The sequence below is a fragment of the Thiorhodovibrio frisius genome (genome assembly GCF_033954835.1).
In the GTDB taxonomy this organism is placed as follows: Bacteria; Pseudomonadota; Gammaproteobacteria; order Chromatiales; family Chromatiaceae; genus Thiorhodovibrio; species Thiorhodovibrio frisius.
Map to the genome: position 1 here is coordinate 4008229 of NZ_CP121471.1, position 24272 is coordinate 4032500.

Annotated in this window: 21 protein-coding genes and 2 tRNA genes; 8 read left to right on the top strand and 15 right to left on the bottom strand. The window is 59.1% G+C overall.

Annotated elements, in window-relative coordinates; genetic code table 11:
- Positions 1–6: 6 nt before the first annotated feature.
- From Thiofri_RS18185 to Thiofri_RS18205, 5 genes are all read right to left on the bottom strand, one after another.
- Positions 7–1614 carry a nuclease-related domain-containing DEAD/DEAH box helicase gene (locus Thiofri_RS18185; RefSeq protein WP_009147463.1) on the bottom strand — a complete coding sequence of 536 codons (1608 nt, stop codon included), beginning with the start codon at positions 1612–1614 and terminating at the stop codon, positions 7–9.
- A gap of 23 nt (positions 1615–1637) precedes the next feature.
- Positions 1638–3155, bottom strand: coding sequence for a hypothetical protein (locus tag Thiofri_RS18190; protein WP_190275770.1), 1518 nt, complete (start codon positions 3153–3155; stop codon positions 1638–1640).
- 102 nt (positions 3156–3257) lie between these two features.
- On the bottom strand, positions 3258–4436 hold the full coding sequence (locus tag Thiofri_RS18195; RefSeq protein WP_009147461.1) for a 3'-5' exonuclease: 1179 nt from the start codon (positions 4434–4436) through the stop codon (positions 3258–3260).
- Between the two features lie 5 nt (positions 4437–4441).
- A complete protein-coding gene (gene drmB / locus Thiofri_RS18200) occupies positions 4442–6331 on the bottom strand; it encodes a DUF1998 domain-containing protein (RefSeq protein WP_009147460.1) in 1890 nt (629 codons plus the stop codon).
- The gene (locus Thiofri_RS18205; RefSeq protein ID WP_009147459.1) at positions 6328–9582 is read right to left on the bottom strand and encodes a helicase-related protein; all 3255 of its coding nucleotides are present in this window, start codon (positions 9580–9582) and stop codon (positions 6328–6330) included. Before Thiofri_RS18205 ends, drmB begins: the two co-directional genes overlap by 4 nt.
- 191 nt (positions 9583–9773) lie before the next feature.
- Between Thiofri_RS18205 and Thiofri_RS18210 the strand changes: the two genes are divergently transcribed.
- Entirely contained in the window at positions 9774–10148 is a 375-nt protein-coding gene (locus tag Thiofri_RS18210) for a hypothetical protein (RefSeq protein WP_009147458.1), read from the top strand.
- Positions 10145–10765, top strand: coding sequence for a hypothetical protein (locus tag Thiofri_RS18215; protein ID WP_009147457.1), 621 nt, complete (start codon positions 10145–10147; stop codon positions 10763–10765). Before Thiofri_RS18210 ends, Thiofri_RS18215 begins: the two co-directional genes overlap by 4 nt.
- A gap of 832 nt (positions 10766–11597) precedes the next feature.
- On the opposite strand, the gene Thiofri_RS18220 is transcribed toward Thiofri_RS18215, so the two are convergent.
- Together Thiofri_RS18220 and Thiofri_RS18225 are read right to left on the bottom strand one after the other, a co-directional pair.
- A tRNA-Glu gene (locus Thiofri_RS18220) sits at positions 11598–11673 on the bottom strand.
- A gap of 452 nt (positions 11674–12125) precedes the next feature.
- Positions 12126–12201 (bottom strand) — tRNA-Ala (locus Thiofri_RS18225).
- A 161-nt stretch (positions 12202–12362) separates the two neighbouring features.
- Here Thiofri_RS18225 and htpX point away from each other — a divergent pair.
- The gene (htpX, locus tag Thiofri_RS18230; RefSeq protein ID WP_040855227.1) at positions 12363–13250 is read left to right on the top strand and encodes a protease HtpX; all 888 of its coding nucleotides are present in this window, start codon (positions 12363–12365) and stop codon (positions 13248–13250) included.
- A 78-nt stretch (positions 13251–13328) separates the two neighbouring features.
- Here htpX and Thiofri_RS18235 read toward each other — a convergent pair whose 3' ends face one another.
- The 3 genes from Thiofri_RS18235 to Thiofri_RS18245 all read right to left on the bottom strand — a co-directional run bounded on the left by Thiofri_RS18235 (position 13329) and on the right by Thiofri_RS18245 (position 17355).
- On the bottom strand, positions 13329–14096 hold the full coding sequence (locus tag Thiofri_RS18235) for a hypothetical protein (protein ID WP_009147454.1): 768 nt from the start codon (positions 14094–14096) through the stop codon (positions 13329–13331).
- Positions 14097–14582: 486 nt separating this feature from the next.
- Entirely contained in the window at positions 14583–15353 is a 771-nt protein-coding gene (locus Thiofri_RS18240; RefSeq protein ID WP_009147452.1) for an alpha/beta hydrolase family protein, read from the bottom strand.
- Positions 15354–15525: 172 nt separating this feature from the next.
- Complete coding sequence (locus Thiofri_RS18245) at positions 15526–17355, bottom strand: ABCB family ABC transporter ATP-binding protein/permease (RefSeq protein ID WP_009147451.1); 1830 nt, start codon at positions 17353–17355, stop codon at positions 15526–15528.
- Between the two features lie 76 nt (positions 17356–17431).
- Here Thiofri_RS18245 and Thiofri_RS18250 point away from each other — a divergent pair, with 76 nt between their 5' ends.
- The 3 genes from Thiofri_RS18250 (at position 17432) to Thiofri_RS18260 (ending at position 18951) form a co-directional block, all read left to right on the top strand.
- Positions 17432–17839, top strand: a complete 408-nt coding sequence (locus tag Thiofri_RS18250) for a S24 family peptidase (RefSeq protein ID WP_009147450.1) — start codon at positions 17432–17434, stop codon at positions 17837–17839.
- Positions 17840–18101: 262 nt separating this feature from the next.
- On the top strand, positions 18102–18485 hold the full coding sequence (locus Thiofri_RS18255) for a hypothetical protein (protein ID WP_040854664.1): 384 nt from the start codon (positions 18102–18104) through the stop codon (positions 18483–18485).
- A 205-nt stretch (positions 18486–18690) separates the two neighbouring features.
- Positions 18691–18951 (top strand): hypothetical protein, encoded by a 261-nt coding sequence (locus Thiofri_RS18260; RefSeq protein ID WP_040854661.1) that lies wholly within the window; start codon positions 18691–18693, stop codon positions 18949–18951.
- 105 nt (positions 18952–19056) lie between these two features.
- Here Thiofri_RS18260 and Thiofri_RS18265 read toward each other — a convergent pair whose 3' ends face one another.
- The 5 genes from Thiofri_RS18265 to Thiofri_RS18285 all read right to left on the bottom strand — a co-directional run bounded on the left by Thiofri_RS18265 (position 19057) and on the right by Thiofri_RS18285 (position 21834).
- Positions 19057–19641 carry an NnrU family protein gene (locus Thiofri_RS18265; RefSeq protein ID WP_009147448.1) on the bottom strand — a complete coding sequence of 195 codons (585 nt, stop codon included), beginning with the start codon at positions 19639–19641 and terminating at the stop codon, positions 19057–19059.
- Positions 19642–19806: 165 nt separating this feature from the next.
- The gene (locus Thiofri_RS18270) at positions 19807–20214 is read right to left on the bottom strand and encodes a hypothetical protein (protein WP_009147447.1); all 408 of its coding nucleotides are present in this window, start codon (positions 20212–20214) and stop codon (positions 19807–19809) included.
- A 230-nt stretch (positions 20215–20444) separates the two neighbouring features.
- A complete protein-coding gene (dsrE2, locus tag Thiofri_RS18275) occupies positions 20445–20924 on the bottom strand; it encodes a sulfur carrier protein DsrE2 (RefSeq protein ID WP_009147446.1) in 480 nt (159 codons plus the stop codon).
- A gap of 86 nt (positions 20925–21010) precedes the next feature.
- Positions 21011–21241: a sulfurtransferase TusA family protein gene (locus tag Thiofri_RS18280; RefSeq protein WP_009147445.1), complete on the bottom strand. Its 231-nt coding sequence runs from the start codon at positions 21239–21241 to the stop codon at positions 21011–21013.
- A gap of 263 nt (positions 21242–21504) precedes the next feature.
- Positions 21505–21834 (bottom strand): rhodanese-like domain-containing protein, encoded by a 330-nt coding sequence (locus Thiofri_RS18285; RefSeq protein WP_009147444.1) that lies wholly within the window; start codon positions 21832–21834, stop codon positions 21505–21507.
- A gap of 169 nt (positions 21835–22003) precedes the next feature.
- Between Thiofri_RS18285 and cysG the strand changes: the two genes are divergently transcribed.
- Positions 22004–23434, top strand: a complete 1431-nt coding sequence (gene cysG / locus Thiofri_RS18290; protein WP_009147443.1) for a siroheme synthase CysG — start codon at positions 22004–22006, stop codon at positions 23432–23434.
- A gap of 101 nt (positions 23435–23535) precedes the next feature.
- Positions 23536–24246, top strand: a complete 711-nt coding sequence (locus Thiofri_RS18295) for a substrate-binding periplasmic protein (protein WP_009147442.1) — start codon at positions 23536–23538, stop codon at positions 24244–24246.
- Positions 24247–24272: the final 26 nt, after the last annotated feature.

Here is a 24272-nt window from a genome sequence, read left to right on the forward strand (position 1 = left end):
CCGCTCTTAGATGGACGCCCCATTACCATCAATAGTAATCAGCAATGACCGCGCCCGGCTCATGCCGACGTAACGGTCGGTGACAGATCGATGGACATCCGCTTCACGATGCAAGTCAACCAGGATCACCGCCTCGTTTTCAAGACCCTTAAAGTTGGCGATCTCCGCAAAGCTGATCTGTGCCGGCGGGAAGTCACGCAGCGCGAATTCGTCCAGTTCGACGATCTTGGCGGCCAGCTTGCCCGGCAAGAAATCAAATACTGAGTGGCGCAATGGCTGCGGGGATAGGATAGTAATCTCGGCCGGCGTTAGTCCCGCAGGACCAGTCAGCCGCTCGATCTCCGTTGCCAGCAATTTCGCGATGTCTTCCCTGGTCTCGACCTCGCGGTGCAACACTTCCGGACCATCGCCGGTGCCGCGCACGCCCATATCGGCACCCAGTGCAGACTGGACCTCACTCAGGATTTGGCGCGTATTGCGGCAGTTGCGCTTCAACGGCATCCGCGCTGCACTGTAGGACTCCAGCATGGCCAAAGCGTCGGCATCCGGGGGACCGAAATAGCCCGCCTGATTGTTGACATCGTGAAAGAAACACCAGCGCCCCTGCTCCAGGCCGCCCTTCAGCATACGGTCGAGTCGGTCCAGCGCGTCCATGTTCAGCAGATCTTGACCTTCGTCGACGATCAATGCGTCGAATTGTTCAATGCCGGAACGACGCGCCGTAGTCGCTGCGGCCTTGGCGACACTGACGCTGACTCCGGCGATCGCAAAACGTTTCTCCAACCAGTGTTTCAGCCAGGGTGATTGGCAAGCGAGCAGAACCTGCTTGCCTGCGCCAGCCCAGCGGCGTGCTAGCTCCAAACCGAGAAAGGTCTTTCCGGTGCCGGCTCCGCCGGTGCAGATCACTCGCGGGTTAGCGTCGACGATATCCAGCAGATCCATCTGGTCCTCGGTCAATGCGGCGACCCGCTCTTCCAATTCATCCAGCGTCACATGTAGTGGAACCCCGACGTCAAGCTCCGGGCGCAAAAATCGGGCGACCTGAGTCACCGCCTGCGCAGTTGCTGGTTCGCGCTGACGTCCATCACGCTCATGCCAATAGCGGAACAGCCCTGATAGCCATCGTTCGGTATTTTTTACACCACATAAGTCTGCAACCATCGCCCGATCCCATTCGGCACCGGAGGCGGACCAAACGCAATCCGGAAAGACGACGCCATAACCCCACACGAACTGCGCGCAAATACTGCGCGACAGCGCGGCCTCCACCCGGTTGCGCAAGCCGTGCATGGCGGATTCAGCCTGCCGAAACGGGCTCTCCTTGAGCCTGTGACTCGCCCCAGAGCGATCAGTGGAGTACCAAACCCCGTCATGACAGCCAATACCGCCACCTTTGACCTCCAGCACCAAGATGCCCTGAGGCCCCAGGATGACGAAGTCGATCTCGCCAAACCGCTTGTAGGCATGTCGGGTCAGATTCAGCGAGTGAAAGGCGGTCAACTCCGCGTTTCGATCAGAGTGTTTGCTCTGCTCGAATGCCGCCCGCAGCCGGTCGAAAAAGCGGCGCTCGGCACTGCTGTTGGTGTCGTGCGGAGATGAAGGGATCATTTTCATGGTCGCGGCTCCATGGATTTTTCTCAGAGCTTCAGCGTCTTGCGCACCTTGGCATCAATCCGCGCCGGGATGGCCGTCATCGCGAGCAATTCGAACAAACGGCCCATATCCACATCGGTCGTCACAGCCTTGACCTCGCCGTCAAGCAACAAATGCGCTCCACGCCCGTCGACCTGCAAGCGGTAATCGCCCTTGCCGAGGCTGATCCGCGTCTTCAGCACCTGCTGCCAGCCCATGCCGCGGACCAACTCCAAGGCGCCGTCCTGTTGCCGCTTGGCCCAGCGATCACCTTCGACGGACAAGAGTTCACGCAACAACTGGATCCGTGGCGGCGCTGGCCCCAGGTCCAGCCCCGTGGCATCGGCCTGCTGGGCCAGCATTGCCATGCGATGGGAGGTGGCCAAGGTTAGGCCGGGCACATCCTTCAGGGCTTGAGGAAGCTCCATCCAACCGCCGCGGGCGCCGAACAGGGCTGCTGCGACGACCCGATCCTGATCGGTCAGCAGGGGCTGTTCGAAACGCAGCAATTCCTCGCATCGTTGGCGCAGGAAGAAAAGGATCAACCCGCGAGAAAAGGGCTTTTGGTGGCGCTGCAATAGCTCGGAGACGGTCGCGTCGCCAAGCCCAACGCTCCCCTTGAGGTCGGCGATCAGCCGTGCCAGCGCATCTTGCCACTTGGGTTCGGCGAGCGCCTGTCGCTCCGCCTCCAATCCATCCAGCACCACCTGCTGAGTATCCGGCGGGCACCGTTCACGATCTGTTGCATCGCCAGCTTGGGTCTTGGCGTCGATAATCGCAGTGAGCAGTCGGGCGAGCATACGACCCTGAACGTCCGCATTCGCACGCTCGCTGTCGCGCTGCGCCCAGGCAAGGATGCCGCGCAATACCGGGTCTTGAAGGGGCTCCTCCGCTGCACCCGCGGTGGGGTCAGTCAGGTGCCTGGCTGCTGTGACCAAAGCATCGCCGCGATTGCCAAGCCCGACCAGCAGCCCCTGCACCGCGCCCACCCCGGAGACATGATGCAGCGACCGGTCGCGATCCGGCAGCGACAGTCCGTAGATAGGCCAGGCTACCGTCGACTTGGCCGAGTACAGCCGCGGCTTGACCTGTAACTTGTAGGAATCCAGCGGCACGTTGGCATAATCGGCCGCCTGTTCCAGAACCAGAGCCCGCGCCTCCTTCGATGGAAATAAAATGCCTTGTATCCAAGCAACGGGCAATGGCGCGGGAATCCACAGCATGCGCTCGTCTCCGCGCGCATCCTCTGGCCATTGCAGCGCCCGCAACTGGCCGTGGGTGTCCTGCGCATGGATCAGACCGCGCAGGGCGCTGAGGTCCAGGCTGGCGACGATTGGGACTAGATGACTTTCTTCGGACCTTGCTAGCTCCAGGGCAGCAGGCGGAATCACATCATCAAATAGCGGAACCCAGCCTGGCACCACGGAAAGCGGGTCGGCATAATGCTTGCCGCCAAATCCCTTCGGGCCGGTCACCAGACCCGCTGAGAGTGTATACATCAGATTGAGTTGATTGGTTAGCAAGTGCCAACTCTGTCTTGGCTTCTGGCGCGATGCATCTGCGTTGGCCGTCGCCAGCTCGGTCGATTCCACGGATGGCTGCTTGTGATTGGCCACTGTTATTTTTTATCTCCAGCGTTTGAGGATTGCTTGATCGACCGGCAGGATCGCCTCAATCGGGCAGTTCCGGCCACTTTGCCGCAGCAGAATCACCTGCTCGCGCGCACGCGACACCATGACATAGAAGCGGCGCTTGAGGTCATCCATCCAGTCCTTGTTCTCGAGCTGGTAGGGGTACTCGTCAATGTCGGCCAAGAACACGGTATCGAACTCCAGTCCTTTCGAGGACTGGGCGTTAATCACGAATATACCGCCCTCGGAAAAGCGATGATCTCCTCCGTCACTGTCCGAAGCATAGGTCAGGATGCGTGGGCGTCCATGATCCAGCGTGACTGGACGTTCGCGCAATGATTTGAGCCAACGTTCGCGGCTCTTGTTGTTTGGCGTAATGATGCCGATCAGTTTGGCCGGGTCGCGGTCGGCGAGCTTCAACAGGCGTTCAACCAGGGTGTCGTAATCCCAACGGCAGCCGGGACCATAGTCCACCAGCACCGGCGCGCGCACGCATGGCCTTGCGGTGGGTAACTTCACACAGGGACTGGCCAGGTCTTCGACACAGAAGGCCATGGCCAAGCGGGCGACACTGTCGCAATTGCGGTAGTTCTCGGTCAGCTCGATCCGGTTCTCGGGATCGATGTCCAGCTCGGTTGCAATCTCTCGCAGACTGCTGTGTTCGTCGGTGATCTGCTGATTCTGGTCTGCAACCACGTAAAAATGCTCGAATCCCAACTCTGCTAAGGCATGATAAAAGTCCTTTGGCATATCCTGCCCCTCATCAATGATCACGAAGGGCGTCACGGGTGGCTTGGGCGCGGATGCGTTAAGGATTGCCTCATTGATCGCCGGCCAGTCGAGCCGGTACGGAGTACCATCCACAGGACAATGCTGCGAAAGCGCCCACTTGTACATGGCCTTGAACCTTCGTATCCAACTATCGGCATTGACCGCACCGTCCACCAGTTCCCGGCTCGCCTCCAACAGAAGCTTGTTATAGACAAGAAATACGTAGCCCTGACCGCCTTTGTCCCGATGGTGCCGACGGGTCCGCAGCAGAGCCAGCACCGACTTACCAGTGCCCGGGCCGCCGACAATCAGGTGGCAACCGTCCAGCGGCAACAACCGGGCACGCTCCTGCTCCTTACTCAGGTCCTGGATATTGGGCAGTGACCAGTTGCGCGCCGCCACGGCACTCAATCCGTCGCCGCAAAGGCCAACAAGGATTGGATCTCGCCGCCAAGATCCCCGGCAACGAAGATCCGATCCAGCAGCATGTTGCCAAACTGGCAGCTGGGCTCCGGCACCAGAGCACAGGCGTGACAGGCGGCCCGGTTGAGCTGGCTCGGCCCCTGACCCTCATGCTCGGCACAGACCGGGTCCAACGAGCACCAGTCTGCATGATCGAAGACACTCGCGAGCAGCCGCAGGAAGCGCTTCGGCTCCGCCAACTCTGCAAGGCCGCCGAGGGAACCGGCAATGTCCGTCACCGCCACATAGACCAGGATACCTGCCATTGGCTCGTGGCCGCCCGCGCAATAAATGCGCTCGCGGATGGAGGCCGCCGGATAGCCGGCCTCCGTCTCCAACTGGCGGATCAACAGATGCGCTAGGGTATGCAGCAGGATGAAGCGCGGGGTCAGCGGCAATGGCGGGTCTTCCGGGAAGCGCATGCCGGTTCGCTCGAAGCGACGTTGCAGCATCTCGGCGCGATGCAACAGCTGCTCTTGGCCCTCCCAGCGCCGGAGTAAGTCCTCGTTCAGCGTGAAGAAGATCCCCTCGCCGTAGAGCTCGATCGCCGGCAGCCAATCGAGATGCCCGTCAAGATCCGGAGGCACTAGCCGCGCTGTTGGCGCATCGGCATCGTGCGCGCTGTCGGGCTTGATGCCGTCGTCGAACCATTGCTCGACGCGATGGAAGCCGGTGAAGACGCGGATCTCGCGCAGGCGGGTTACGGCGACCAGTTGCTGCATGGCGTCCCGAACCGCTCGGACTCGAGATGCATCGGGCTGATCCAACAGCAACGACTGCCAAGCGACAGTTTGATGCTCGGTGACGAAGTCCTCGCCCTCAAGCTGATTCGCGATTGGCGTTGTCAGTGCCCGGTGCTCCTTTTCAAGCAGCTGGCCCTTTGTTGCGGTCTCGCCGTGGAGTGGCCAGCCGGCTTCGATCTGCTCCAGTGCCTCCTCCAATGCTCCGCGCGTGCAGCCGAACTCGTTTGCCAATCGTCGCAACAGGCCACCGCGCGCCAATTTGGTCCTAGAGCGCGCGATGTCCATCCGCATGCCATGATTGCGATACAGACGATCCAACACCCCGCCGCGCTCGACCTGCGACTCGGGCGGGATCACCAAACCGCCCTGCAACCGGGTGAAGTAGAGCCTCGGGTCATTGACCTCTAGAATGCGAGCCGGCTGCTTGCTGGGAACGGTCTGACCTCCCGCGTGTTTCTGCCAGGGCTGCAAGGGCGCACGTTGCTCATTCTTAAACTCTTGGCTGGGACTGAAGCGCCCGGAGGAGCAGCAGCGGTCGCAATGCAGAGTCCAATGACCACTACTGCCATCACGCCGCAGGTGCAACGATCGTTGCTCATTGGACTCGCGACAGTCCGCCTGTCCGCCGCGATGGGCGAGCCAGTGCCAGGGCACATCCCAGAGCCCGCCGTCCGGATGGGCGACGACCCAGTCCACCTGCCTTAAACGTGAGCGCTTCTCGCAATGGCAGCGAGGATCCTCCAGTGAAGGATGCTCCTGCCCTTGGGGTCGCCATGGCAGGTAATGGAGCAGTCCGCAGCTCGGGCAGCGCGCCCAGCGCGGGAAGCGCACCGCCGGCACACAGATACCGTCCACAGCGCCGTTATTGATCAACCGCGCCAGCGGCGGCTGCAGGAGCCGCTTGTCGTCGAGGCCAAGGGCGCCCCGCAACAGGTCCACGTAGTACAAAGGCTCGCCAGCGGGTTTGCGGTTTTTGTCGGTCCAATGACTGATGTCCATGACCACAAAGAGATCATTGTCGGCGCGCACCAATGCGCCGACACCGCTGAAGCCGAGCACATGGGACCAACGAGTCGGGATGTAGCGTTTCATAGGATCTTTACCAACGCCTCATGCTCAACATTGCGCATACTGTTCAGCGTGACCCATTCGCCTCGCACGCGGGCGTCGTGAGTGTAAAGCAGACGCTTATCCTTTCGGTCGCGATCCGGTCCGGAATAGACAAGAAGTTCTCGCTGCTCGTTAGCCCTGCGAGCGGTGTCAGCCCAATGTTCGACCAGCCGTCGAATGTGTGCAGCGGTCTCGTTCCCGCGTCCCGGATCGGCGCAGCGGCAACGCTTGATGAACTCTTCAATCAACTTAGCTGTTTCCGGTTTTCCCGGGTCGAATGCATGGGCTCGCTGGTTGGCGGTCAGATCGTCGCTCGCGTGGCGCACCGCAATGACCAAAGCCGCATGCAGTGCACGCAAGCGGGCCTGATAGGTGTATGGCGTGACGCTGGTGGGCTCGACGAAGCGATAGAAAGCCTCGTGATAGGCACGGAAGTCTTCGTAGTGAGACAGGCTGCGGGCCTGATCGCGATAATAGTTGGCCACCACAATGCCAGGCACGGCACCACGACCGACCCGAGAGCTGGACTGGATGTACTCCGCTGTTGTCAGCGGTTGACCGTTGATAATCATTGCAGCAAGGCGGGGTACATCGAGCCCAACCGAGACCATGTTCGTGGCCAGGGCCAGATCGAGGCAATCCGCGGTGTCGCGCCCCTTTGCCAGCCCCTCGAAGCCCCGGGCATTCTCGTCCGCCGACATCTGACTGGTAAGCTGGGTTAGACGCTCGGCGAGCTGAGACCGCCAACGCGGCTCGCTTTTCGCCGGGGGAACCGGTTGGTCTGGCGAACCAACGCCGGCAGTATGTTCGCGCCATTCACGTTGCAGTCGCTCGATCCGCTCCTCGATCTCGCGCAGCGCATTGCGGCTGACGCCGACGCCCTTGAGACTGCCGTGGTAGACCAGTAGCGTCCACCAGGCATCGAGTAGCGCATCTTGGTCCGAGGTGGCACTGCCGAACAGCCCTTCCGGGGCCGACAAAAGAGCCGCTGCCAGCGGAGCGAGGCAGCGCTGGCGATTGCGGGCCGGGGCCAGGTAGCCGACATAGAGTCGCCCCGGCTGCTCACGGGTTGGCGCGATGCTGCGCGCGAAATAGGCATCGTCGGAATTGAGCCCGGGCGGCGGGAATACCGCCGCCTCGCGCCCATAGAGTCGCTCCACCTGCTCGTGTGCCATGCGGATGGTGGCTGTGGATGCAATGTATTTTGGGTACATGCCGCGCATGCGCAGCACGGTCTCCAAGCCCGCCTCATACAGCCCAGCAATGGAGCCCAGGGCGCCCGCAATCAGGTGCAACTCGTCCTGAATAATCAGCTCCGGCGGGCGGTTTCCGTCACGACCGAAAAAGGCCAAGCTGCGTTCCTCCCAGGCGAGGCGAGCGAACTTGTCGATGGTCGCGAGCAGCAGCGTCGGCGGCGCCTTGTAGAGGGCTGCGTCCACCACGTTGCAGGGTAGCGTGCCATCTTTTGTTTTCCCGAAATCGCAGTCGGGATTGGTGCAGCGGAAGCGGAAGTGCTCCCCGCTGGCGTCGAAGTTGTGCCGCACATGCCATGGCGTTCCGCACCAGGGGCAGGATTCCAGCACCATCAGGCTCGGTGGACGGTCTTGTTCATCTTCAATGGCGTCTTCGACGGCTTGCTTTGCAACGGCGAAGTTGTTCGGGCTCGATGCGCCGCCCACCCAGAGCCCCAGCGTCACCGGCTCATGACCAAGTTGCGTAGGCTTGGCGCGGCGCATCAGTTCCATGGCGCAGATCAGCCGCGCCGCGCGTCGGAATTGATCCTTGGTGAGTAGTCGAAGCGTGTAGCGCATCAGCACAGTCGTGCCACCGCCGCTTGCTTGGTACTTGAGCCGGCGCCACCAAATCACGAAGGCCATCAGCCCCAGATAGGCCTCGGTCTTACCGCCACCGGTCGGAAACCAGATCAAATCCAAGACATCGCGGTGATCCGAGTCGGCGTCGGTCGCGGACTCGATGGTCAGCAGCAGGAATGCGAGTTGAAACGGACGCCAGCGCGGGGACGAATAGCGCATCTGTCGAGCCATCGCCTCATTGGCGAGGCCGAAGGCGCGCGCGGCTAAGGGGTCATCACGCAGAAGCAGGACACCGGCTCGCATTCGTGCTTCGGCGTCTTTGATTCGCGCGAGAATGCGGGAGGCAGGTTTCTGATAACGGGATTCCAACCCATCCAACGCGGATACCTGGCTTGCAATCCAGGCAGCGTAGCCATCGACAAAGCGCTCCAGCGCTGTGCAGATCTGGTGAGATTCGGACTCGATGGACGCGAGCCGCCTAACATCAAGCTCCGCGCCCTCGGCTTCTCCCGCTGTGGGGTCGAACCGTGGAATCTCGACCTTGGGCAGAAACTCCGTGCGAATACTGGCAACCCGCCCTTCCCGCAAGGTCCAGTCCACGGCGGCACCGTGCCCGATGGCGTAGATGACGCGCTTGCGGTATTGAAGCTCAAGCTCTTGGTCTTCGTCGCCGAGCAGATGGAAGTCTGCCCGCGGGTAGGGGCCCAGGCAGCCGGTATCGATCACGCATTCGAGGGCTACCTCGAACAGTGCTCGTTCGCTTTCCGCAATTAGAACCTGATTGTGCGTGGCAGCGGTCGCTTTGTCAGCACCCCGTTGCGAAGGCAGTTCTTGAGTGTTGCTCAGGGAGACGGTGACGAGCCAGCCATCGAGTCGGGCGCGCCAGAGGACGTCGAGCCTGGCTGCGCCATTGAAAACCTGGATAGGCTCTATTCTGACGCGGGTTCGACCAGGGGGTGGCGCGCTGAGGTCGCGTACCTCGCTGTCCGCATCGCCGAGCGAGACGCGTTGCCATTGTTCAACATCGCTACGCTTGCGGTCCTTCGGCAACTGATAGCGAACAGCACTCGGAATCAGCTGGATGTTGGCGACGTTTCCCTGGACGAAGAAAGAGAATCCGACGGAGGATGGCGGAACGAAGCGCCGTTTGGGTTGGGCGGCCCCCGACAAGCTTGATGTATTTTGGCCTTCTGCCGCGCTAAGGTCTGATTCGGTCTCCTCATCGGCATCGCTGTCGGCTGCGTCAATGCCGGATTCGTCGCTCGCGAGCGGAAACAGAATACCGGTCTGAAACCGGTCCAGAGGTTTAATGCCGGTCAGGGACGCAATAGCGGTCGCGCCTTCCGACCCGACACCAGAACCCAAGAGCGCGCGCCGCATCCATTGATACACCCGTTCGCGTTCATCCGACCAATTCACAAAACTTGTTTCCTAGCATATCCGACCATGGGACATCTCAAGCACCGCTCACGCCCCGATGATAACAGACAACAACACTCAGGGGGTGTTCGATCATGATGCTAGAAACGGTCGTTAGGCAACTCCCCGGAAATAAGTTGACAGTACTTCCTGATAACTGGTGCAGGTCTGATTAGTCACGCGATGCATCAATGGCATGCTATTTTCCGGAAGTTGCCTTAAACTGCGACCAAGAGACTAAAAGCGAAACCGATTCATTTGCCATGACCGACGAAAATTTAGGACGCCCGACAGATCGGAACCAGCGACTTGAGGCCGCGCTTGAAGCGAACGTGCCTGAGATTTATTTCAATGGATTCACTGCGTCCATTGGTGTTGGTGACATGATCCTCGCCATCGACCGCAACGGCCAACCAGCTGCCGTTCTGAATATTTCTTACACCGTAGCGAAAACACTCGCCCAATCGCTCAGCAGCCTTCTGGCCACGTTAGAGGAAAAAACAGGCAATAGCATCATGACAACAGAGGAAATTGCCGAGCCACTCATGCAGGACGACACCGAATGATTGAGCAAGCTACTCCGCGCTTAGGCACCGCTGATCAGCTCAAGGCAAAGAAGAAGCTACAGCGCTTCCTTACTTACCCCTCGGGCTGGCACTTCGGTGAAGGCATTCCTTTTGTGCAAAAAACCTTATCGAATGCAGATCAACTTATTGATCTCGCGATCAATTACGGCATCGAAGGGACGGATGCCTTTCCTGGCGTCGACGGGGAGATTATGGTCACGCTGTACCATCGTCGCGGTCGGTTATACCAAGAGTTCACCGTTGAGGCCGATGGCCGGATTCATTTTCTTTTTGAAAAAGACGGCAAGGAAGTCCTAGATCAGACCATCGACATGCACGCAGCAAAAGAACACATAAGGCGACTCTGGAGGGAGCAGTGGAGGTTGTCAGACTCATCCACCAAGATCACTACGACCCGCAGCGACAGGAGTTCAAAAGCCTGGCCTTCAAGCCATCATCCAATGGAGGCATTTCCGTCGTTGACCGAGAGTGCGCCGAAGCGAAGAGTGGTCAAGTATGCAATCACATCAGAACCTACTACGACCAAAGGATCTCCGGCGAACCACCCATTTTTTGGCCCGTACCAATTGCCGGGCTTCCTGAGAGCCACTGCGTAAAGCACTCCCCGACGCCTTCTGGCGATGACTGCCATTTCGAAATCTTTGATGTGAGCCGCAAGCAGGCGAGAAACCTGCTCAAGCAAGCCAAGATTTCCGACATGCGCCTTTGCGCCAACGGCCAGGATCGCGCACTCTCTAGCGCCGATCTTGAGCAGCGCTAGCGGCTCAATATTTATTTCCCTCGCCATCCCTGCCCAGTTGGACTGGTTAGCGAGACTTATCCCCCTGCGACCGATACGCAAAAATTGCACATCACCTTACCCGCCAAAGCGACAATCGCATCAGCCCACCGGGACATAGGGTGGTCGCTTCTCCGCCCACCCTAGTCGGTCTACTTTTCCATTCTGCCGATGCTGGTAAAAAGGGGTTAGTCGCCGGAAAACCCCTGTCGGTTAACTAATGCCAGAAGACAATAAGCCCAAGAAACCGTCACTCCGAACGGAGCTATCATCTCGCTTACCACCGGCACAGCCCGCCAGTGTTTCACCAGCCGAGAGGGCTGAAATCTGTCGAGTCCACGACTGCCAAAGTGGCAGCACCGCAAAATAAGAAGGGCTTGTGGCAGGAAATCCTGGAAAACGAGCATTCGCCATTGCGTCATCAGGAAGCGATGAAACGTTTGCCCCGCTTCGTTCCGGCAGAATCTCTGACGATGCCGCAGCGACCATCGCGGAGCCGAAAGGCCGGCAACGAGACTGAATAAGAATTTTTCAAACTGCCGGCCTAGTGTTCGCGGTGGCGAGCGCAAAAAATACGCGCCGATTTTCCCCCGAATTTCACCCACCGAAAAACGGGCTAGCCGATTTCTCAGCTAACCCGTTGTTCTTATTGGCGTCCCCACGGGGATTCGAACCCCGGTTGCCGCCGTGAAAGGGCGGTGTCCTAGGCCTCTAGACGATGGGGACTTAGAAGCGTTTTTTTCTAGGGCCTGCAAGTGAAGGCCCACAATCGAAAGCTTGTTGGCTCTATGTCTGAGCTTTTGTTGGGTCTGAGCTTTTGTTGGGTCTGAGCTTTTGTTGGGTCTGAGCTTTTGTTGGGTCTGAGCTTTTGTTGGGTCTGAGCTTTTGTTGGGTCTGAGCTTTTGTTGGGTCTGAGCTTTTGTTGGGTCTGAGCTTTTGTTGGGTCTGAGCTTTTGTTGGGTCTGAGCTTTTGTTGGGTCTGAGCTTTTGTTGGGTCTGAGCTTTTGTTGGGTCTGAGCTTTTGTTGGGTCTGAGCTTTTGTTGGGTCTGAGCTTTTGTTGGGTCTGAGCTTTTGTTGGGTCTGAGCTTTTGTTGGGTCTGAGCTTTTGTTGGGTCTGAGCTTTTGTTGGGTCTGAGCTTTTGTTGGGTCTGAGCTTTTGTTGGGCCCGAGCTTTTGTTGGTGGAGCCAGGCGGGATCGAACCGCCGACCTCAACACTGCCAGTGTTGCGCTCTCCCAGCTGAGCTATGGCCCCGAACGGAAGCCCGCTACTATATACCGCAAGCAGGACTCTGTCTAGACATTTTTACCCATCCGCACCTACTCGCAAGATTCCGACCGGGACTTGTCGACTGACTACTTGAATCCCATGTTGAGCGAGTGGAAATGTCACGCAACTTCTTGGAGTCCATGAACATGATGAGAGTTTTGCTATTCCTTGGCACCAACCTGGCCGTCCTGGTGGTGCTGAGTATTGTTTTCAGTCTGTTTGGGCTGGGCAATATTCAAACCGAAACCGGCGGCCTTGACCCGGGCGCGCTCCTGGTGGTGGCGGCCCTTTTCGGCTTTAGTGGCTCGCTAATATCACTGGCAATGTCGAAATGGATGGCAAAGCGCTCAATGGGCGTGCGAATCATCGCGCAACCTGCCACGCCTTTCGAGCGCTGGTTGGTGGAACTGGTCCGCCAGCAAGCGCAACGCGCCGGCATCGGCATGCCCGAGGTGGGTATTTTTGATCAGCCAGCCCCGAATGCCTTCGCAACCGGATGGAATCGCAATAACGCGCTAGTCGCCGTAAGCACAGGACTACTGGAACGCATGACCAAGGATGAGGTGGAGGCCGTGGTCGGCCATGAGATCAGCCATGTCGCTAATGGGGACATGGTCACACTGACGCTGATCCAGGGTGTGGTAAACACTTTTGTGATCTTCCTGGCCCGGGTGATCGGTCATTTTGTCGACCGGGTCATTCTAAAAAACGAGCGCGGTTATGGCATCGGCTACTTTGTGGTGACCATCATCGCCGAGATCTGCCTATCCGTTCTCGCCAGCATGATCGTCATGTGGTTCTCGCGCTACCGTGAGTTCCGCGCCGACGCCGGCGGCGCCAATCTGGCTGGACGGCAGAATATGATCAACGCACTACGCGCCTTGCAGCGGGTGCATGAACCCCAGGATCTGGCGGCTGGCGAGTTCGCAGCCTTTGGTGTTTCGGGCAAGATAGCCGATGGCTTCAAGGCGGCATTCGCAAGCCATCCGCCACTTGAACGCCGTATCGCGGCATTGGAGCAGGCGCGCGGTTAAGCTGCGGGTCGTTAAAAGAGCGGGCCGCGGCTTCCGGGCCCGCTCAATCTTTCGCCTATCTTCGCGGCGCGAGTGCGATTACTCCTTAGCCGCCTCTGGCTCGGCCTCAGCCGAGCCGAATTCCGCGATATCGACGCCTTTGCCTTTGAAGACCATACGCAAACTCATATTCTGCAGCTTCGAGAGCACTGTTGGGTCTTCATCGACATCGAACACCCAGGAGGCTTTGCGCCCGTCGGTCTCAGTGGCGTTGGACTCAATCACCTCGGAAGGCGCGACCACGGTCGTGACAATGCGCATGCCGGCAAACATGCCTGCCATCTGCTGCAACATGGCAGCCTCGGCAACCTCGCTGCCGCCGGATGGCGTCGGCGGCATGGCATCCTCGGCACCGGTGGACTGCACCAGCACATAGTTCCCATCGGCGTTCTTGGTCAGACTCATCGCGCCGTCTGAGAAGAATTCGGTTTCTCTCAGTGCCGCGAGGTCATCGAAGGTCAGTTTGAGGTTCATGTATTTCCAGCCATCGATGCTTTCCGAGTTCAGGCTGACCAGCTCAACACCCTCGGGCGCTTCAGCCTCGAACTGCTCGCGAACTTCGGCCTCGTCGAAATCGAACGGGTTCTCGGAACCGGCGTCCTCTGCTTCCTGCCCCATGCTCTCGGCCATTGTTTGCATGGCGTCCATTTGCGCGATGGTCTGCTCGGACATGCCATAGCGCATGTCGAGCGTGCCGGAACCGTCTTTCTTCAGCGTCAGTGTCTGCTCAACCTTGACACAACCGCCAAGGACCAGTGCGACGGCCAGAGCGACCAGCCAGCGCGTTTTCAAGTTCATCACCTTCATGTTTTCGTTACCTCACGTAACATCAGTCAGTCATTACCGTTCTTAACGCCTAAAATGGCCTCAACCGCCTCACGGCAGGCTTTGGCTACCTTGTCCTGTTCGTGGCGGAAAATCAAGCTCCGGGCACACCACCAACGATAGCCATTTTCTTCGCCGCATGAAATGCAAACCAGCTCACAGCCTAACAGAATGCAATAGGCTATCATTCACACTGTGCGACTAGTTAAAGACTGGACAAAGAGCGGAAAACAACAGCTTGCTGGGGGATTTGGCAGCCACGGATGGCCGCCATGGACATCACCTCCCAAAACTTCCGATCAATCGTCCGATGATTCTGATTGTTTGACGGGGCTTACTTTAAACATCGGCTTCACTCTGCGGTGTGACCAGGGCCATAAGCGGTCGCCCCCTAGACCTGACAGTTTCCCGACCCTACTACCGGGTAAGAGCCGTTGGTTCAACACCCGGTTTTTTTTGCCTTAGCCCTCAGCCACAACCAAGATAACGTCTAGCCCAGGCAACCATGGTATCAGCCACATAGAGGGCATCGGCTGGGTCAGTCAGCAGATGATCGGCACGGTCAAGCGAGATGAAGCTCTTGGGATGCTTTGCCGCCTGATAGATGCTAAAGGCTTCCGAGATATCCACTACCTCATCGAAAGGCGAATGAAAGAGCAGCAGCGGCCGGCGCAGTCGCGCGATATGCTCCGCCGTCGCATGCTGGTCGAGATCCTCAAGAAATTGCTTTTTGATGCGAAAACGCCGGTTGGCGATACGCACTTGCGCCTCGCCTTGGATGTTCAACTCCTGCTCCGCACCGCTGAACAGGTGGCGCACATGGGTCGCGGTGGCTGGCGCGGCGATTGTCACCAGGGCTTCGACCTGGGGTAATTGGTGCGCGGCCACCAGGGCGGCCGCTCCGCCAAGGCTATGGCCAATCAGCAACCTCGGCGACGCAAACTCACGCGCCAACATGTCGGCGGCTGCCAGCAGATCAGCCACATTAGAGGAAAAGCTCGTATTGGCGAAATCCCCATCGCTATTGCCAAGCCCGGTAAAATCAAACCTCAGCACTGCAATGCCGCGCGCGGCCAAGGCACGGCTGATGCGACTGGCTGCTGCAATATCCTTTCCGCAGGTAAAGCAGTGCGCGAACAACGCATAGCTCAAGGTACCAGTATCAGATGGCGGCGTCTCGAGCAAGCCGGCCAGACGCTCGCCTTGCTGATTGGGAAATTCGACCTTGATGCGCGCCATTGGTGATATCCGTAAAAGCGAGTCATTATAACTTTCAGCTTGTTTCGGACCGGGCAGCGGTCAGGGGGACGCCGTAAACCCTTCCATGGGGGCTTCCAGGCATCCATGCCGCCGAGAACCCCGTGACCGCTACCCGGCCCAAAACCGAAAACACATTTGTTGCAGCTATCACTCAACCGGGTTGCGGCACCGGCTCCTCAGTTGTCTGCTGTTCGCGCTCGCGCAGTTGCAACTCCCACATGGTGGCATAAGTGCCGCCGGCGGCGAGCAGGTCGCGATGATGCCCCTGCTCAATAATGCCCCCGCTATCCATGACCAGAATGCGGTCGGCGTCGACAATGGTCGAAAGGCGATGGGCGATAACCAGGGTGCTGTGGTTTTCGGCCACCTCGGCCAGGGTTTGCTGAATGGCCTGTTCGGTGCGGCTATCAAGCGAGGAAGTCGCCTCGTCGAACACCAGAATGCGCGGGCGCTTGAGTATTGTGCGTGCAATGGCAACTCGTTGCTTCTCGCCACCAGAGAGCTTGAGCCCACGCTCACCAACAATCGTTTCCCAAGCATTTGGCAAGCTTTCGATGAAGTCGCGGATATGCGCCAGTTCTGCCGCGCGCTCAATTTCCTCGCTGGTAGCATCCGGGCGCCCATAGCTCAGATTGTAGAGAATGCTGTCATTGAAGAGCACCGTATCCTGGGGCACGATACCAATAGCTGCGCGCAGACTCTGCTGGGTCACTTCACGAATGTCCTGACCATCGACCAGGATACGACCGTCAGTCACATCGTAGAAACGAAACAATAGTCGCGCAAGGGTCGACTTGCCGGCCCCGCTATGACCGACCACGGCGACCTTCTCGCCCGGGGCGATAGCAAAGTCCACCGAGCGTAAAATGGGCCGCTCCGGCTGATAATCAAAGCTGACTTGCTCAAAGCGCACGCCGCCGGCATTGAGGCAAAGCGGTCGGGCTGTGGGGGCATCCTGCACCTCAGGCACCCGCGCGAGCAGCTTGACCACCAGGTCCATATCAGCCAGTGCGTATTTGATCTGCCGATAAACAATGCCAAGAAAACCCAGCGGAATAAACAGCTGCAACATGAGCGCATTGACCAGCACCAGATCGCCGATGCTCATGCGCCCAGCCACCACGCCCTGGGCGGCAAAGAACATAATGCCCGTCACTCCAAGCGCAATAATGCTGCCCTGACCGAAGTTCAACAGCGACATGGAACTCTGGCTCTTTACAGCATAGTCTTCCCACTGCGACAGAGTGCCGTCGTAGCGCTCCAACTCCATAGACTCGTTGCCGAAGTACTTTACCGTCTCATAGTTCAGCAGGCTGTCGAACGCCTGGGTGTTTGCGTGAGAATCCAGCCGGTTCATCTGATGGCGATAATCCATGCGCCACTCGGTGATCGCAAAGGTGAAGCCAACATAGACCAGCACGGTGGAAAAGGTGACCAAGGTGAACACCAGCGCGTACTTGGTCAGCAGCACGGCGGCAACCAGGGAGAACTCCACCAGCACCGGGATGACGCTAAAGACCATGTAATTGAGAATGGTCGAGACCGAACGGGTGCCCCGCTCAAGGTCCCGACTGATAGCACCGCTCTGCCGCTCAAGGTGATAGCGCAACGACAGGCGGTGCAGATGCTCAAGAACCCGGGTTGAGAGTCGGCGCATGGCACGGAAACGCACCCGTGCGAAAACGACATCGCGCAGTTCGTTAAACAACGAGCTCGAAAGCTTCAGCGCGCCATAGAGCAGCAGCAGACTGACAGGCAGCACCAGCAATTGCGCCTGCCGCCCCTCAAAGGCGTCCACAATTTCTTTGAACACCATGGGCACGCCAACATTGGCGAACTTGGCCAGCACCAAGGCCGTCAGCGCGAGCAAGGCGCGCCCGCGAAACTCCCACAGATAGGGCAACATTTCGCGCAGATTCCGCCAGTCGCGGCGATCATTGTGAACGCGCTCGGTGGCGAAGATTCTTCCCGGATTCACCATGGGTGATTGAGTCTTGGCGGCAGCGATCCCATGTCCGAACGGTCACCAAGGCGACGCAAAACAGACTGAGACAACGATGAACGAACAGACACCGACAGCCCGCTCGGAGATGGGCTTGGCACTGGACAATGGCGGCTGCGCATTGCAGGAGCCTTTCGCCCTGCAAGTTCTGGGGCCGGACATGGAACCAGAATTCCCCGACCGCTGCGTGGTTATTATCGACCCCGTCAACAAGGTGGCCGATGGCATGTACATCTTCGCCGAGGTTGAAGGGATACGCTGGCTGCGTCAATACCGGCGCGACGAAAAGGGCCGGCAATGGCTAATTGCCTTAAACCCGGATTTTCCCGACATCGCCCTTGATGGACTCGAATGGAGCATGCTCGGCCTGATCATCCAGCGCAACATCCGGCGCAAAATCAAGCACTACAAGTATGACGCAGCAGAGGTGGCCGCACCCACCACCGACCTGACCGGCACCTGAGGCGAACTAAGGCTAATGGTCCCGGCCGCCTAGGAGGATGAATTCATGTGATTCGGCAATCATCAGGCAGCGCAGGAGGCCCCACTGCGGGGCCACCCGCTCCTGTTTGTTACAGGTGCTTGTTAGCAACGGCGCTAGCGATATGGATGATATTGCTGCGGAGGCAGGGGCCCATTTTGCTGCATCCAGCTCGGCATGACTGGCCGCCGCGGCATTGGTTGAGGCGCGAAAGGCTTAACCGGGCGCGCCGGAGCAGCCTTGGGTGGCACAGGCGCAGTCTGAGATTCTGCCGCATCGCCCGAAGCTGGTTGCGCAGACCCCGCTGCTGGTTCCGGCTTTGCTGGTGCTGGCTTTGCTGGAACTGGCGTTGCTGGCGCAAGCGCTGGCTTGTACGCAGCTGCCGGAGGTGCAGCTGGCGGCGCGGGTTTTGGTGCTGGCTTACTCGCGGACTGACTGGGCCGGGGCGCAAAAGGCTTGGCGGGGTCGGGTGCCGGCGCACTTGCTGGATGAGGTGTCCCTGGGGAGCCTGCTTGCGACGCCGGCGCAGCAGCGGCGGGTTTTGGCGCGCTGGTGGATGCGGGTTTCGCGGCACTGGTGGATGCGGGTTTCGCGGCACTGGTGGCTGCGGGTTTTGGCGCGCTGGTAGCTGCGGGTTTTGGCGCGCTGGTAGCTGCGGGTTTCGCGGCACTGGCAGCTGTTGCGGAAATCTCCCCGGCAGACTGATCCGCCTTGGGCTGATTGCCAGAGGTGCCCTTGGCATCCGCCCCAGGTGCCGGCGCATCGGCCGGCACTTCCTGGGCGACCGCGACCTGCCCGATTGGGCTGAGACGCTCGTCGATGGTTTCCCCCGCATGATGATGAGCGGCACTCTTGTGCGAGCCGTAGGGATCGCCAAGCACGAAGATGGAAACGAATATCAGCGCAAGAACAGCACCGACAGTTACGACCTGACCAGTCCCGAGCGTGGCAAAGATGCCGCCGGACTTTTGGTTATGCTGATCTGCATCCACGGACTTGCTCATTCATATCTCCTGTTGTTCCGTTTCACAGTGATGCACATTAGTGCACAGTGGCAAGAAATTGATGTCGTCAAAATAGGTTACCGGGGCTAAGGCTCATGGTCCCGACGACCACCCCGGCAAAGGAAACTGCATTTCACGATAAAGCAAACACCGTTCGCCAGATGCATGCAATCACGCACCAGGCTGGATTCACTCCTACCCTAAAGGCGCTCGGCCAAACAACCACTGATGCGCCCAGAACAGGAACAGCAAATAAACCAGCACGCCAGCGATCAGGACGATCCAGTCGTTCCATTGTCCGGCCGAAGCACCCGGCACGGACTCGGAACCAAGGCCACGGCGTTTCAGCGATATTCGATCAGCGACAGCCCATGCCAAAAAACTGCCAAAGAGCAGCACATCGGCCAGAGATCCATTAGCCAGTAGATGCGCGAAGGCCCAGATTTTGACCCCAGCCAGCATCGGATGCTTGGTGGCCTGCTGAATGCGTCCAGGCAGATAGGCGGCCAACAGCAGCGGAAACACCGGCAACATCAGCAGCAACACCAAATGCCGCAGCCAAGTGGGCGGCTGGTAAAGGATTGTCGGATCGAGGCTGGCCCGCGCATCGCCATAACCCTGGATGATCAACCACAGGCCGAGCAGCGACAGCAGCGCGTAGCCAATTTTCCATACTGCCACGCCCAGGCGATCAATCGCCCGAGCCCGCCAGGCAGGACGCACTATGGCTGTGGAATGCGTTCCCAAAAACAGCAACAGGCCGGTGATTAGTTCAAACATTATAGAGGAAGCTACTGCACTAAGCAGCCGCGCTCGGGCGGGCTGCGCAAATTCGCAATTCGGACGAGGATTCTAACCCATCCACTCGGCTCATGCGCGCCCGGCGCATACCGCAAAGGCGCTGGTGGAATCCGTTGCTGACAGCCAGCATTGGGGGCGAATACCTCAGGAGCTCTCATGCGCATGGCGAGCGCTCTCGTGGCGTTCAAAGAGCGCTTCGAGTTCATCGATCACCTCAGCGGCCGGGCGCCCCTGAAGCATGTGCTCCGACATCAGCAAGGATGCCTCGTTGAGCAGATCGCTAGCGTCAAGCTTGGGATAACCGCGCCGCAGCCGCTTCATCGCGGCGATGACACTCTCTTGCGCCGGTCGCGGCTCGCGCACCTGCGACAAGGATTTGCCATTGCCCTTTGCTTGGGGTTGCCCACCGTCCGGCAGGGACTCGACCCGCGCTCGCCGCTCAAGCAAAAACTCCGCAAAGGCGCTCAAGGTCTCGCGATCTGCGGTATCAAGCGCCCGAAAGCGCTTGATCAAACGACGCTCGCGCGCGTTACCAATTTCAGTTCCCAACATCAGCGCAGTGACCTGACAAAGACATTTTCAAGCTCATAGTACCGGCATCATGGTACCGGCCACCCGGAGAATGAACCCATGTAAATCATGGTGACGGTCAGGCGAGTCTGCGTCGCCCCACACCAACGCGCAATGTCAGGAAAAAAAACGCCGCGGCACAAGCCCCGCGGCATTTTTCCGACAACTTGCCACAACTGGCCACAACTGGCCAGTGGCATGTAAAGAGCGGCTTAGATATAGAGACAGATGTCGCTCTCGCCAGCGAATTCAAAGAAAGCCGCCGCGCCGGCATATTCAACGCCGTCGATGAAATCCTTGCGATCCATGTCAAACAGATCCACCGTCATCTGGCAGGCAATGAGCTGAACGTCGGCTTCCTGGCACAGCTCGCGCAGCTCTTCGACGCTCGCCACGCCCTTATCCTTCATCTTCTTTTTCATCATGGCCGTCATCATGGTCTGCATGCCTGGCAGGGCCATGCCGAGAATCGGGAACCATTTGTCCATACCCATAGGCATGGGCATGCCCGGATTCCCAAGTGGCGTGACCTCAAGCGACAGTTTCTTCTTGAGAAGCTGTAGGCCGTAGAAGGTGAAAAACACCTGCACCTCATAGCCCAGTGCGGCCGCTGTGGACGCCAGGATAAAAGGCGGATAAGCCCAGTCGAGCGAGCCCTTGGTTGCGATAATCGCTAATTTCTTTTCTTCCATCGGTTCCTCTCAGCGGGTGTCAGTCGGTTCCCGTGGTTTGTTCGGCCAGCCAAATTCAGACCGGCCTGTTACCCGGATCACTGTTATCAGGATTTCTTTATTAGGAACAGGAACTTGCCATCTTCTTCACGCGACTCCATCAGCTCGTTGCCAGTCTGCTTGGCGAAGGCGTCGAAATCCTTGACCGAGCCTGGATCGGTGGCAATGATATGGAGTACCTGACCCGATTCCATGCTGGAAAGGGTCTTTTTCGCGCGCAGAATCGGCAAAGGGCAATTGAGTCCGCTTGCATCCAGTTCTTGATCAAAATCGGCCATCGTCAACCTCCAGATTTGTGTTCGCCTCCAAGGCATGCCCCGGAAAGCATTTCAGCAGTTAACAAAACGCAAAGATTCTGATTTATAGGCGAAGCCAGCGCAAAACGCAAGCCGTAAGGACTAGCCGCCCGCCCCCATATCAGAGATACCTGCTGCTTGTTCAATGCGTTATAGCTGCAGCAACTGAGTTTTCTGTGTTAGGCCGGGCAAGGGTCAGGGGCCCGGCTGATGAAAGCTGCTGTTTCACGGCATGGAACCTGCAATTAGCCAGCCTTTTCGAGCACTCCAATCCCGAACCCCTGCCGCGCCCAATCGATGATGCCCCCGCGCAGGTTGATGACGTTGTCAAACCCCTGCTGCATCAGAAACTGGCAGGCATGATAGGAACGCGCCCCGCTGCGGCAGTAGATCACCAAATCCCGGTCGCGCGGCAGCTCGGTCTGGCGCAGGGGCAGCAGGTGCATGGGCACATGGGTCGCCTGCGGAATCACACCCTGAGCCACTTCCTCTGGCGTGCGAATATCGACCAGTTGGAGGTTGTCGAACGCACCCAGACGCAATTTGAGAGAATCCGAATCTATTTCTCGAACCACTGTTTCTCCTACCCGTGAGGCTGAAATCTTCAGTATATTGTTGGACCCTAGCCGCTGCGGCTCAAGTGTTATCAGCCGCGAGCAGTTCTAAGTCGGCCTGATCCCAGTGCCGAAAGGGCGATGCGCTCGCGTCAGTCAGGCTGTCTTATTCGCTGTCATCAGTATTTAAATGGAACAATTACCGATTTTTCTCGAGGTCAAGAACCGCCCCTGCCTGGTCGTCGGCGGGGGTCGCGTTGCATTGCGCAAGCTCAACCATCTGCTGGCGTCGGGTGCTAGCGCGCAGGTGATTGCCCCAGAGGTCATTGACGAGATTCAGACGCTCGCCGACGCGAGCAAAATCACCCTCAGCTTACGCGCATTTGTCGATGAGGACCTTGACCAGGCATCTCTGGTCATTGCCGCCACCGATAACCGCACGCTAAATCGCACCATCGCCGGGCAGGCCAAGGCGCGCAAACTGCTGGTCAATGTGGCCGATCAGCCTGAAGACTGCAATTTCCTCATGCCAGCCATCATCGACCGCTCGCCAGTGGTGGTCGCAGTCTCCACCGGCAGTGCCTCCCCGGTTCTGGCGCGCATGATTCGTGCGCGGCTGGAGTCTCTGGTGCCCGCCGGCTATGGGCGCCTCGCCGAGCTATGCGCGCGCTATCGCGACCGGGTCAAAGCCCGGTTTAATGATCAACGCGACCGGCGCCGGTTCTGGGATCGCGTTCTTCAGGGGGGGGTGGCCGAGCGCGTCTTCTCGGGCCACCTTGAAGAAGCCGATCAAACCATGGAGCGCGAGCTTGCCATCGGCATCACCGACTCGGGCAAGGGCGAGGTCTATCTGGTTGGCGCCGGTCCCGGCGACCCGGACCTGCTCACCTTCCGCGCCCTGCGCTTGCTCCAGCAGGCGGATGTCGTGGTCTATGACCGGCTGGTCGCCAAACCCATTTTAGCCATGGTGCGCCGCGACGCCCGCCACATCTATGTGGGCAAAGAGCGCAACCATCACGCCATGCGCCAAGAGGAAATCAACGCCCTGCTCGCCAGCCTGGCCAAAGAAGGACATCGGGTGCTGCGTCTCAAGGGTGGTGATCCCTTTATTTTTGGTCGCGGCGGCGAGGAAATCGACACTCTGGCCGCAGAAGGGATACCTTTCCAGGTGGTACCCGGCATCACGGCGGCATCGGGCTGCGCCTGCTACGGCGGCATTCCGCTGACACATCGAGACTACGCGCAGTCCGTGACCTTTGTCACCGGCCACCTGAAAGATGGCAGCATTGACCTCAACTGGCCACAACTGGCCCAGCCCCACCAGACCCTTGTGTTTTATATGGGGCTGGTTGGCTTACCGGTGATTGTGGCCAAACTGATGGAGCACGGTGTGCCGCGCGACATGCCTATCGCGCTGGTTCAGCAGGGAACAACCCACATGCAGAAGGTTTATGTTGGCACGCTGACCGACATTCTGGCCAAGGTCGAGCAAGACCCGCCGGAACCACCAACGCTCGTCATTGTGGGGCAGGTCGTCAAGCTGCGGGATAAGCTGGCCTGGTTCAGCGCCAACCCCGACCCCGAGCGCGGCGCCACCACGCCCATTCTGCCGGGCGATTGACTTTGCGTGAGATACTTGCCGTCTTTTGGCCCAGCCTTCAGCCCTGTTTTTGCCCCAGGGTCTGCCTGGGTCTCGCCCTGAGTCTTGGCGGCCCCGTCGCAATGGCGGGTAGCGATCTCGAGTTGCATATCGGCCTTGCCCGCGAGTCCACACTGCCGCTGGCCACCGTCGAGCATGGCGTTCTCAACGGACTCGCCGTTGACCTCTCCAGCCTGCTCGGCGAGCAACTGGGCATGGAGCTTCGACTGAGGCAGCTACCAGAGCGCGACCTGATTCCTGCACTCAAGGGAGGCCGCATCGACTTGATGCTGAGCACCCTCCCCAATGAGGAGTTGCGTGCCCTGCGTCTGTTACCCAGCGAGCCAGTACTGCAAACCGGGCAGCTCGCGCTGGTGCGACAGGCAGATCTGGTGCGCTATACGCGCCAGATCGACGTGCTATCGACCCGCGGCAAGGTCGGTTTCGAGCGCGGCACCACAGCGGCGCGCGCGGTCCACCAGCTCATGCCCCAAGCCGAGCGTATCCCCTTCCCCAATGCCTGGCAGGCATTGGTTGCTCTCAAACGCGGGCAGATCGCCTTGCTGGTGCTCGATGCCCTGCGCGCCTGGAATCTGCTCGCAGACCCAGAGGAGTCCGAACTTGCGGCTCTGCTCGACCCGCTGATCAGCGAGCATCTAGTCTGGACTGTGCGCGAGAAGGACGTTCATCTGCTTGCTCGCGTGAACACCGCCATCGCCCAATGGCGAAACGACGGCACCCTCGAACGCTTGATCAGCCGCTGGATTCCGATGCGGATTCAACCCGCACAATGAACCCGCAATGACCCCAGAATGAACTA